The 11,741-nt window shown below is 50.9% G+C and carries 10 protein-coding genes; 5 read left to right on the top strand and 5 right to left on the bottom strand.

Annotation, left to right across the window (positions count from 1 at the left end; genetic code table 11):
• Window positions 1–6 precede the first annotated feature (6 nt).
• Entirely contained in the window at window positions 7–2,172 is a 2,166-nt protein-coding gene (cas3, locus tag GP475_RS08650) for a CRISPR-associated helicase Cas3' (RefSeq protein ID WP_262485161.1), read from the bottom strand.
• An 18-nt stretch (window positions 2,173–2,190) separates the two neighbouring features.
• Entirely contained in the window at window positions 2,191–2,919 is a 729-nt protein-coding gene (gene cas6e / locus GP475_RS08645) for a type I-E CRISPR-associated protein Cas6/Cse3/CasE (protein ID WP_187974007.1), read from the bottom strand.
• A gap of 255 nt (window positions 2,920–3,174) precedes the next feature.
• On the opposite strand from cas6e, the gene GP475_RS08640 reads away from it, so the two are divergent.
• The 5 genes from GP475_RS08640 to GP475_RS08620 all read left to right on the top strand — a co-directional run bounded on the left by GP475_RS08640 (window position 3,175) and on the right by GP475_RS08620 (window position 7,747).
• Entirely contained in the window at window positions 3,175–4,791 is a 1,617-nt protein-coding gene (locus tag GP475_RS08640) for a type I-E CRISPR-associated protein Cse1/CasA (protein ID WP_262485160.1), read from the top strand.
• Window positions 4,791–5,429 carry a type I-E CRISPR-associated protein Cse2/CasB gene (locus GP475_RS08635; protein WP_187974005.1) on the top strand — a complete coding sequence of 213 codons (639 nt, stop codon included), beginning with the start codon at window positions 4,791–4,793 and terminating at the stop codon, window positions 5,427–5,429. The genes GP475_RS08640 and GP475_RS08635 overlap by 1 nt, the downstream gene beginning before the upstream one ends.
• Window positions 5,430–5,441: 12 nt before the next feature.
• A complete protein-coding gene (gene cas7e, locus GP475_RS08630; protein WP_187974004.1) occupies window positions 5,442–6,509 on the top strand; it encodes a type I-E CRISPR-associated protein Cas7/Cse4/CasC in 1,068 nt (355 codons plus the stop codon).
• 14 nt (window positions 6,510–6,523) lie between these two features.
• Window positions 6,524–7,222 carry a type I-E CRISPR-associated protein Cas5/CasD gene (gene cas5e, locus GP475_RS08625; RefSeq protein WP_187974003.1) on the top strand — a complete coding sequence of 233 codons (699 nt, stop codon included), beginning with the start codon at window positions 6,524–6,526 and terminating at the stop codon, window positions 7,220–7,222.
• A 312-nt stretch (window positions 7,223–7,534) separates the two neighbouring features.
• Window positions 7,535–7,747, top strand: a complete 213-nt coding sequence (locus GP475_RS08620; protein WP_187974002.1) for a helix-turn-helix transcriptional regulator — start codon at window positions 7,535–7,537, stop codon at window positions 7,745–7,747.
• A 144-nt stretch (window positions 7,748–7,891) separates the two neighbouring features.
• Here GP475_RS08620 and GP475_RS08615 read toward each other — a convergent pair whose 3' ends face one another.
• Genes GP475_RS08615 through GP475_RS08605 form a run of 3 tightly spaced genes read right to left on the bottom strand, consistent with a single transcriptional unit; the run spans window position 7,892 to window position 11,736 of the window.
• Complete coding sequence (locus GP475_RS08615) at window positions 7,892–8,593, bottom strand: response regulator (protein WP_187974001.1); 702 nt, start codon at window positions 8,591–8,593, stop codon at window positions 7,892–7,894.
• The gene (locus GP475_RS08610) at window positions 8,590–11,148 is read right to left on the bottom strand and encodes a DUF4118 domain-containing protein (RefSeq protein ID WP_187974000.1); all 2,559 of its coding nucleotides are present in this window, start codon (window positions 11,146–11,148) and stop codon (window positions 8,590–8,592) included. The genes GP475_RS08615 and GP475_RS08610 overlap by 4 nt, the downstream gene beginning before the upstream one ends.
• Window positions 11,149–11,157: 9 nt before the next feature.
• On the bottom strand, window positions 11,158–11,736 hold the full coding sequence (locus tag GP475_RS08605) for a potassium-transporting ATPase subunit C (RefSeq protein WP_187973999.1): 579 nt from the start codon (window positions 11,734–11,736) through the stop codon (window positions 11,158–11,160).
• Window positions 11,737–11,741: the final 5 nt, after the last annotated feature.

Raw genomic sequence — 11,741 nt, 5'->3', positions numbered from 1 at the left:
TCTCTGCTATGAGAGCTTCGAGGCTTGGTGTGGTCTGATCAATGAAATCCTGAATATCGTCGGAAACTTTATTTCTTTTCGTCTTTCAAGCCAGTTTTCCACTCGCTGCAGCAAAGAACGAAGGTAGGGAAGCGTGGCGCCAGGCGTCGGATGTTTGATGACCGAGATATTAAGTTCTTTGTTCATCATGCCGGGGACGCGGAGGTTTCGCTCGGGGTCTTGCCTCCGCCACAACCGTCCGGCGCGTTGAATCAATGACGGTGCCGGGCATAACTCTGTTCTTAATAAATCAAGATCAATGTCTAAACTGGCTTCGATTGCTTGAGTTCCAATAACCAAGCAATTTCTAGTTCGGCCACCTTTCCCAATTGTTTTCTCTAGAGTTAATGCTGATTGGTTGCGATGTTCAGCTGTCATCCGAGAATGCAGCACCACGGGGTGAAAACCCTCAAGCTCCACAGCAAGCTGCTGAGCTCGGTCGACGGTATTACAAATAACCCCGATCCGGGCATCAGGGAATTTTTTCCTTTGCGCTCTCACCCACTCCGCATGACGTCGCACTAAATTCTTCTCTTCTCCTCTATCCAAGTGAAAGGGGATGGCATAACACTCCGTAGGTATATCCGCTATATCAATAGCAGAGTTGCCACAAGCCGACCATTCTTCGACCGTAGGGAATTGCGCTGGGCTGGTGCTACTAAAACCGGTATATGCTCGGGAAAACTTGTCCCGCTGCCAGGCCGGCATAGTAGCAGTCAAAAACGTCACCGGTGTGTTCGTAGCTGACCACCACTTCACCAAGATCTCCATCAGCTCCGCTTGATACTGATCCAAGGTGTGGACCTCATCAATGACAATGTGAGCATTTGCGAGTGCTAATAATCGCAAGTGATTGAATTTTGAAGGCAAAGACCCCATCAATGCTTGATCAACCGTGCCAACGCATACCGGGGCTAAGAGTCGAGACGCTCCGCTCCGGATAAATTCGGTGGGATACAGACCTCCGGTGTCTTGATAGTGGTCATCGTGGTCGTTATACTCCCGTGTTCCCTCGCTGACAGTGGCAGGCTGTTGATAAAAGTCCTCAGTAACGGCAAGACTATGAGCAAGCGCCGCAACGTTGTGAGTCCCCTGGAAAGCCTTTTGGATCCGACGCATAATCGCGTTGGTTGTAGCCTGGGTAGGAAGTAAAAAGATCAAGCGCTCATTTCGTCGAGAGTGCCGCAGCAACGCAGCTTCGGTTTTCCCTGATCCAGTAGGCGCCATAACGTTCCACAACCCGTCACCAACCCCCACTGCTTTTTCCTGCGTAAAACGCGGAGGATATCCCCCAAGAATTGCGCTATCGGCTAACTCTTCCTCTGGCCAAGGGTGGTAAATCCCGACAGTTTTTTCAATTAGCGCCAAACATTCATCTTTCCTAACCGCAGCCCATTTCTCAGGGGCATTCAGATCTAATGCTTCTGTTTGGAGCTGTTCCAGACCTGATTCAACTAATTCCGCCTGCGAGGCTATCCGGTCTGCCAAAACTAATAATCCACTGATTAAAATTCCAACTTCAGGAGATACCGGAGGAATATCGTCTGAGGAATCTAATTTGGTGGCTTTTAAAACTTCATCGATTATGCGTTCGTGCAATAACGGCCATGTTTCTGCGAGGCTGTCTTCTAGATCTTCGCTAATGAGGCCATCGAAAATCTTTGGGATAGAGAATTTTCCGTGGTGGGCGATAACTGCCATAGGTGCCCACGATGTTGTGATTTTGTCTTCTTGGTGAACACTCCAGTTAAGTCCACACACCGAGATGTTTTCATGGCGGCGTAGTTCTTGATGATCGATATATATCTCAGTGAGATCAGCAGAAATGTCCAAGCCGTGCCCGCTAAGTTCTGTGCGGAAAGCTTTCCACTGTGCACTATGTTGACGAGGCTGGGCTTGAAAATACGGATTAGCTTTTCCCAGGTCATGGATCCCTCCGAGGAAGGATAAAATACTGGGGGCGCGAGAGCCTAATTCTTTAGCAAGTAAATCCCGCAAACCCTTTCTTAGCCAATGTTGGTACAGCAAAGATATAACGGTAGCGGTATCTAAAAGATGGGCGAGCAGCAGATAGGGTTGTGAAGCTCCATCAAACTTGGCCCAAAGATACCGGTGGAGATGAGGGGTGTTCATCACAAGCTCCGTTCAGCCCTAGCCGAGGGGTCTTATAGTTAAAAGGCCGCAACCATAGGATTTTGCCCGGCCAAGACCATTCAGGAGAAGAGTGTGGAGAGCATCTGAATCCTTAACGGTAGCGACGCCGTCGAACATATCAACCTGGACAACTCGGGTATTCTTGTGTGCTCCTCGGCGATTAGCTCCCAATACTTGGCGTCCGTGCCGATTAATGGTCATGTTATCTAGCGCTGGTGAGAGTTTAGCTTTGAGCCAGGCACTTACTTCAGAATCCCCACTTCCATCAGGTAGCGGATCCATAGACAGCGGGCGGATGACTTCTTTACGCTTAGTGTTCTCTTTTGAACCGTCCGGGATCTCAACACTTCGCCTTGCTACTGCGTTTACTGTGATCCGGAACTCTACTTCCGTGCCCTCGGCAGGGGCAGTGATGTCCACTTTCCGTACTTGCACCCCGTCAAGATTGAGGTGATGTACCGGTGCTTGGGTGGATTGAACGAGGAAATACGGTGCTTGCCCGGGCAGTGTTTCAAAGCGGTAGAGGATACTTAATTCCGAGCGAGGTGATTGAGAATCAATATCTCCAAATAACCCCATGACAGCGCGATGGCGGAATTTTGGGTCATCAATACTCCATCTAGTCTTTTGAGCGAGGTTCTTGTTCTGCTGCTCAGATAAGATGACCTTTTTGTTGACGGCTAAATGGGCGGGAAATCTAGTCCAAAACCTTGGTGAAGTTGGCATGGGTTTTGTTCCTCCTTATCATCAATCACGAGGGCACTAAGGCAACTGTTCTCCACTGTGCTGTGGAGGTAGTTCCTGTAGGAGTTAAAGTTGTGGATTTTCCCGCGACTGCGGGAGGAGCCCTCCTTACGTTTCAGTTTAATAATTTCTACTGTAGTAGTTACAGTTGCATCCTGGCTAGCTTTTGCTATTCTAACAAAGTATGAGCTTGAGGATAGTGCAATGAGTATCAATGTCTTTCAGGATCTCTCTCTTGTGAGAACGAATCAGGGACAGTTGAGCGTCGAAGCTTTCTTGGCGCGTGCCGCTGATCCGAACCTGATGTTGGATCTCATAATGCCTGGTTATGAATTCGGTGCAACATGGCGACTTCTGGCTGCAACCGTAGCTGTGGCGATCCAAATAGACCCGAAAATTCCACATCGTGTAGCCGATGGTGATGCGCAACCTATTTCTCAGGATGTGATCGCAGAGGTATTAAATCGTCTTGCTCCGGGATTAGACCTTCAGGAAGGGGATTATCCGTTCTTCCAACGCCCGGTTCTTCCTCCGCTGGGACCTAAGGATACAACCCGTCACGTCGGGCCGGGGAAAAACCCAGCATGGAAATTATCTCCGACCGTTCCGGGTGAATACTCTCAGACGTATTGGGATTTGCAGAGGCTCAAACCCGAGACTTTAGATGGTGTGGATGGTGCCCTAGCCTTGATGGTTTTTGCCACCTACTTTCCTAGTGGTAACTCTAGATATGATGGTTCTAAATGCCTTAATGGATCTCCTGGTTTCCGGTATTTAGGTGACGGTAATACGGCTACGGAATTTCTTATTCACTCCCGGTCACCCTTGGAATCACTGCTGAAATCTATTCCCCGAGACTGGGTACGTCAGTCAGGGTTGCCGGCCTGGGCGGATAGGACAGGAGAGAAGTCTCGTCTTAGCGGAGGAGAAATTCATCCTCTCTGGTCGGCAACGTGGAGCTCGAACACAGCGGCGTGTGCCTGGGAGGGCAATACTCTTGTGGGGGTAAGAATCGGTGGGATCCCGGAGAACTGGTTTTTGCCTGAAATGGGTACGACCTCTGAAGAGCGTAAGCAATGGTGGGACACTCGAAACGCCCGTGATCCTTTCTACTTCTACCTGCCGGATTCGCACGGGTCCTTAAAAGCACGACGCTTAGACCTCAGCCGAGATCTCACCGAGTTAGCTGTTGAATGGGCGCATGAGGATTTAAGCAACTCTCTTCGAAATACCTTCGGAGACACCGTCCTCTCTCCGGATTTTTCGAAAGACTCATTGTTGTTCATTCGCCATCAAATTGCCGGCACTTCTCATTCCCCGATTATTCGGGAATCGGTAATTACTCAACCGGACACACAACGGTGGGTCTTTGATGTGGATGCGAGATTGCAGGAAAGGATCAGGCTCCAAGCCGACTTCATTTTGACTCTCTATAGCATTGTTATGGGCCCATTCCGGCCAAGACGTAAATACGATAAAGCTAAAAAACACGATCAGTTTAATAAGGGATCGGATAAACCTGGATACCCCCATTTGTTTTCTGCAGAATCACGGATGAATCAGGTTTTCTGGAGAATGATCACCCCAGTGTATGAGGATTTCATTGATTACTTCGCATCTTCTCTTAATTCTGCGGAAGGAGAAAGTGAAACTGGACGACAACGTAGTAGGCGTGCGCGGAAAGATCTCCTTAGCCTACGAGGTGATGCTATCAAGGCAGCGCAACGAGCATTTGATTCGGTGATCGGACCATATTTGACCCAGAACCCGAGCCGAAACTTCGAAGTTCAACAGCGCATTCACTACTTACTTCAATGCCAGCATGTTCCCAATCAAGAAAGCGAACCTAGATAATGGCCGATACACGACGACCCTCCTGGGCAGGGCTGATTAATGAGTTGTCGCGAAACGCGGCGTCGGATCACTATCGCGCACAACGCTCAGCTATTCGAGCCGGCAATACTCTTCAAACTGAATACCGAGCCTATTCTTATGTTTTGCCTTACTTGCCGGAGAAGTGCTCGGAGAATCAACGCGTAGCGCTCCTGCGATGTGCGGCGATTATTGCTGAATATCCGAATGTGTTTGCGCGAGGAAAAACAGAATTCTCGGCGGCAACCCAATCTGAGGACGAGGACGCTCAGGGGGAAGATTCTGGCCGAGGGCTATCTTTGGGGAAATGGTGTCAACGATTAGCGCATCATCCTGAGGTTAATCAACGCGAACCAAATGACATGATTCCTTCGCGTTTGAAATACCTCCACACTCAAGACGTTGAGGAAGCTATAGCGAATATTCGTCGCATCATAGTTTTTGCGCAGTCCAAGCGGATTTTTGTTCCCCTTGACCCCTATCGATTTACTAGCGTTTTTTGGTACTGGGGGAATGGCTATAGTGATTCCTCAACTCGACATCGGCTGAGTATTTTGCGCGATTTCTACAGTTTTGATTTTGACAATAGTGCTGAAACTGATCACGAAAACAATATCTAGAAGGAGAATTTCATGTCCCGTCACTTAACTCTGCACATCGTTGCTTCTGTCCCGTATTCCAACCTCAACCGAGATGATGCCGGAACTCCGAAGAATGTTCGCCGTGGTGGAGCAACGTGTGCCTTGCTTAGTTCTCAATCTATTAAAAAGGGAATCCGGACTAAGTATGAAGAGGCGAGCCAGGACATCTCAGTGCGGTCGGGGAAACTGAGCGAAGCGATAATTGAAAGGGCTAGAGAAATAGCTCCTGATAGCAATGAAAAAGATCTGGCTAAAGCTGCGAAAAAGTTAGTGGGAACGCTGACCAAGAAAGACAAAGTTAAAGAAGGGGATCGTGAGTCAGATCGCTCTATTTGGCTTAGCGCTGAGGAATTAGAGGTTGCTGCAGCACAGGTTGCAGGAGACAGCTCTCAGGGTGAGTTTATTGCCGAAGGGAAAACCGGGTCTTTAGCGATTGCGTCATTTGGGCGGATGTTCGCTGCGGCGCCGCAAAAAGGGACCGAGGCAGCTTTGAGTGTGTCGCCAGCTGTGACTACTCACGGGGTAGTTATTGCGACAGATTACTTCTCTACGGTGGATGATATTCGAGAGAAGAATCATGACACAGGGGCGACGTTCCTTGGTGTTGCGCAATACACCACCGGAGTTTTTTATCGAACCGTCACCATCGACAAAGAACAGTTAAAAGAAAGCTGGACTGGATTTGATGATGACGCCAGTACGGATAATATTCGAGCTTTAATCAACGCCATTATCTATGGTCTTCCTCGTGGTAAACAGCGTTCCACAGCCCCCTTTGTCCAACCTGCGCTTATCCTAGCTGAGGAACAAACTTATCGGTGCGCCTATGATTTTGAAGCTCCCGTGCAAGCCGACAAAGACCAAGGCGGATACCTGAAACCCACCATGGTTGAGCTTGACCGCCAATACCGGGCGGCTCGGGACTTTGATCCGGATAATTTCGGTGCTGTCCAAGTTGTTGCTGGAACCTATCCGGACTTAGCGGACCTGTTCCCAGGGGCTACTCACGGTACAAAGAATGACCTCATTGAGCAGGTAGTTTTCTGGGTGAAAAACTAGAGGGTGAAAGTTTTATGACGATACAGTCAACTTTTATTCGGCTAGCGGGTCCTGTGCAATCATGGGCTGGACCGTCCATCACAGGTAATTTCGTGCGAACTGAGCCGGTTCCTACCTATACTGCCCTCCAGGGGCTAGTAGCCGGAGCCTGTGGGTTTAAGCGGGGACAGTGGGAAGACTGGGTCCAGCAACTTACCTTCTCAGTACGGGTAGATCGCCCCGGAACTCTCATCGATGATTTTCACACCATCGCACCCCATGAAGACGAGATGGCTTTCAAATCACGGCTTCTAGGTGCAATGGGTAAACGTCCTGCGGACAAGATGTTGAAACTGACTCCTGATGGGCAGGGTTCTACGAGTATCTCCCAGCGAACCTACCTTAGTGATGCAGAATTCCTGATCCAGGTCACCTCTCCGAATCATCCAGATAAAGTAGCCACTGCGCTGAGAAACCCACAATTCAGCACCTATCTGGGGCGAAAAGCCTTCACTCCAAGTTTCCCCTTCTACCTGGGAAACAGCAGTATGGATATATTGACCCTCTTGCCGGTCTATCGCCCAAACCAGGAACTAGGTTCGACGCAACGAGCACGCATCTATCATCGCAGTCGGGGAGCTGATACCGGTCCTGAGATCATCAACGTTCCCGCCGTCGCTACCCGCAGGGAATGGCTAGATGCAGCTAAAAATCAGTGTCGTTTAAGGCAATGAGAAAAGGTATGAAGGAGTGAGAGCCTAAAAAGAGTGCGGCCCCAGAGGCCTTGGTGCCTGGAGGTCTCTAACCACAACTCTGACTAGCCGCAAATGAGGAAACCCCCGGCTATAGGGACCATAGCCGGGGGAATCCCCTAAACTTTAGCGAAAAACTGAAAGGGCAAAGAAAATGTCACACCCTACCCCTGCACGGTCCATATTGCTATACCTCAGCCTTATCGCCATGTTCCGGCGGATCAGTGCTCCCTCGTGGGCTATGGTTGTTCCCGCGCTTGCTATCTGCTCTGCAATAGTGAGGTGGGTCACGCTATGAGTTTCCCTATCTACGATGACGATGGGGTTGAGTTCTGGCTTTCAGAGGATTGTGCCCACTATTGCGGTATCGGGGCTTCCACCTGGAGTTCCTACGTATCACGAGGTCAGGCCCCGGCCCTGCAAGGCCACTTAAATCGCAATTGCGCTCTATGGAATGTCGATGAGGTCAAAGCATGGCATGCTTCACGCCCACGGAGCAATGCCTAACTGCTGATGGAGCTCTCGTCTTTAACCTCAGCACCGTGGTTTTGAATTCTTCAGATTGATTACCAGTCACTCATCCCTCCTGTCAGAGCTGAATGAGCTTATCAATTTCTGAAGGTACGTCAGGACACGTCACGGTCACCTCTCTTACTTGATCCTCGGAGAAGGCGGATCAAAACGGTAACCCAACCCAGATTCGGTTAGTAGGTAGCGTGGATGCGCTGGATCCGGTTCCAGTTTGCGTCGGATCTGAGCCATATACACGCGTAAATAGTGGCCTTGGTTGAGATACTCCGGGCCCCAGACTTCTCTAAGAAGCTCATCTTGACGCACTAACCGGCCTTGGGCGCGCACTAAAATCTCCAGGATCCGCCATTCCGTAGGAGTTAAATGAACATCCTTATGGTCTCGGGTGATGCGGGTATTAGCCAGGTCAATGTGAAGTGATCCCACCTGGACGCTGGGAGCATCGGAATGATGCTGTTGATTGGCCGCATGTCGCAATGCCAGTCGCACCCGGGCAAGAAGCTCTTCCATGGCAAAAGGCTTGGTGATGTAATCATCAGCCCCGGAATCAAGCACGGCTACTTTATCGATGGGGGAGTCACGGGCAGTGAGCACGATGATGGGAACGGAACTCCACCCTCTAATACCGGATAGGACATCTTTTCCGTCCAAGTCAGGAAGGCCGAGATCTAAAACCACCAAGTCGGGATGCTGATCTGCTGCGGCACGGACGCCTTCGCTTCCCGTGGCGGCAGAAATCACCTGGTACCCACGAGCCACCAGGTTTATTTTCAGGGCTTTTAACAGCCGCGGGTCATCATCAACAACAAGGATCCTTGTCACTGTCTATCCTCCTGCCCCGGTGGGATGGTGACCTGGGGTTTCGGCACTGGCAAGACAACAGTAGCGCAGGCACCGGGACCATCAAGTCGGTTCCGCAGATTAATAGTACCGCCCATAGCAGTGGTGAAACCGCGGGCAATATCTAGTCCAAGTCCAACACCAGAATCAGGTTGTTGATCTCCTAAACGTTGGAAAGGCTGCCAGATTTTCTCATCAGCCTCGGGAGAAATTCCTGGCCCTGAATCCTTGACGCTGATTTCAATGGCGCCGTCAGGGAAATCTATGTCAAGACCGGCAGTAGTTAATTCTCCCACCGTTAAGGTGCGCGTCCCCACCAGAACTTCTGAGCCTGGTGCATGGTGGAGAGCATTATCTACGAGATTGGCGATAACTCTTTCGAGTAGAGAGGCGTCGGCATACACCCACACACCAGCGCACTGGGGGCTTACTCGAACCCGTCCGGACTCCATCCCTCGTTTTCCTATTGCCCGATAAATTGTTTCTTCCAGAGGGACGCTTCTTAGCTGGGCGCTGACTGCACCGGCGGCGAGTCGAGAAGAATCGAGAAGATTGCCCACTAAATCACTTAATTCATCTACGCTATCTTCGATAGTTTCCAAAAGCTCTGACCTATCTTCCTCAGTGAGTGTTAGATCAGTGGCGCGAAGAGAAGACACCGCAATTTTTGCAGCAGCCAAGGGTGAACGCAGATCATGGCTCACTGCGGATAATAAAGCTCGACGCAACTCGTCTGCTGCCGCCACGGCTTTGGTTTGCGCAGCTTCCGCCCCTAATTCTTCTTGTCGCTTAAGTCCGGCTAACTGGTCAGCAACAATACTCAAAACACCATGGTGATCTGCGCTCAGTTGTTGATTTCCATACAGTCTGAGCTGGACGGAATGATTATGGGAATTAATAATGCTGGGTTCTTTTTCTGCCAAGTAAAAGGCGTCCTCGCCACTATTCGCCACCGCAAAAACAGTGCCGTGTTCATCGACGGCCTCGGCTTTGAGACAACCGAAGACATGGATGATTTTATGCATCACGTCGGTGGGTTGGGCCCCTCGAAGAGCCGCCCGGGCGAAAGTCGCAAGGAGATCTGCCTCAGCGGATGCGGACTTAGCTTCTCGCCGGGCATCCTTCGCCTTGTCAACTAGCAAGGCAACAGCTAAGGCCATAGCTAGCATGACGATCAACGTAAAAGCGTGAGCGGGGGAACTAATGGTGAAGGTGTGAAGCGGGGCGGTGAAGAACCAGTTCAATAAAAGCCCGGCGAGAAGAGCGCTCAACAAGGCGGGGATGATGCCGCCAAGAAGGCTGACAACCAAGATGACGGCGAAAAAGAGTGCCGCCATAAGTGAGAGATTTGGCCCCAGGTTGAAAGATCGCCCCAGAATAGTGGCAAGAATTGGCGCAACTATAGCCACCCCCCAGTGCAACAAAGCAGTGTGGAGTGCTGTTGAGTTTTTCTTCGCCGAAGGGGATTGTTCCTCGGACGCCGAATCCAGCGTCACCAAGTGGACGTCGATCCGACCCGATCCGCGAGCCACCGCTTGCGCGGTATCTTCATGCAACACCCTTCGCCACCGGGGTTTCTTCCTAACCCCCAGGACCAACTGGGTGGCATTGACCCCTCGGGCAAAGTGAAGCAACGCCTCCGGAATTGAGTCACCCGTAATCTGATGCACCTGAGCGTCAACGTTTTTCGCCAGATCCCTAATCTTCGGCATCAACGTGACCGCACCAGACACAAAGGCATCTCCGCCAATCACATGAACAACGAGTAATTCCGCTGAGGATTTCTGCGCAATCCGTCGTCCTCGTCGAATCAACGGCGCAGCATCACTTTCCGCAGCTATAGCTACTACCACCCGTTCTCTCGTTTCCCACGTATCCGTAATAGCGAATTCACTACGGTACTGGGCCAAAGCATCATCAACTTTGTCAGCGAGCCACAGCAGCGCAAGTTCTCTAAGGGCAATGAGGTTCCCCGGACGGAAATAGTTATTAAGTGCCGGTCCGATTCTTTCGGGCGCATAGACCAAACCATCAGCGATTCGGGTGCGCAGGAATTCTGGGGAAAGATCAACGAGCTCCACCGTGTCTGCTTCACGAACCACCCGGTCAGGGATAGTTTCGTGCTGAACTACGCCGGTGATATTGGCAACTACATCCCCTAAGGATTCGAGATGTTGGATATTGACAGTAGATATCACGTCAATGCCGTGGTCTAAAAGAAGTTGAACATCTTCCCAGCGTTTGCCGCCCGAGGGGCGATTATTACTATGTGCCAACTCATCGACCAGGACAAGAGAAGCAGAGCTTTCCAGAATTGCCGGGATATTTAATTCCCCGTAGTCATCACGGGGAATCAGCGTTAATCCCGTGACCAGATGCCGAGTGCCTTCTCTTCCATGGTCTTCAACAATTCCCACCACCACCTTGACACCGGACGCGGACAACCGGTGAGCTTCCTGGAGCATGGCACACGTTTTTCCCACGCCGGGAGCCGCACCGAGATAAACCTTAAGTGTTCCGCGTCCGTGTGTCTCCATGGTTGTCTATCATCCCACCTTTTGAGGCTCAACGCCCTCCTCGGCGCACTGGTGTCCGCCAGGAAGATCCATATTCACATCAGTGACATGGACCACCGGATTGCCCAGTATCCCTAAACCGCGTTGAGTGGTGTGTCGAGACACAATCTCTCTTACTTCTTGTTCACTTAAACCATTTTCGCGAGCCACCCTGGGAACCTGGAGTTCCGCGTATGCGGGGCTGATTCCGTCGTCAACACCGGAGGCAGATCCGCTGATGGCGTCTTCCGGAACTTGCTCGGGATTTACCTGCTCGCGGTGAGCTATGTCCATGCGCCGTTGCTCTTGTTCAGTCAACAATTCCGGATTCTTAGGGGATAGGTTGCTCATTCCCTCAGGGCGGGAGTGAAACCATTGCTCTCCGGTGCGTCCATCAGCGAGCCCGCGTGCGGCAATAATACAAGAATCATCAGTTAGGATATGTCCATTCGCGCTGGCTGGAGTGATCCTTGATATCGCCCAGACACCTGCTGGATAAACACATCCTAAGCACAACGTAGCTATCAGCATGGCAAGAAACCCGCGACCGGTTGCTCTGAGTAGAGACATTTTAC

The organism is Corynebacterium poyangense, from assembly GCF_014522205.1.
GTDB lineage: Bacteria > Actinomycetota > Actinomycetes > Mycobacteriales > Mycobacteriaceae > Corynebacterium > Corynebacterium poyangense.
The sequence above is the reverse complement of the archived record's forward strand: the minus strand, read 5'-3'. Positions and strand labels throughout refer to the sequence as shown.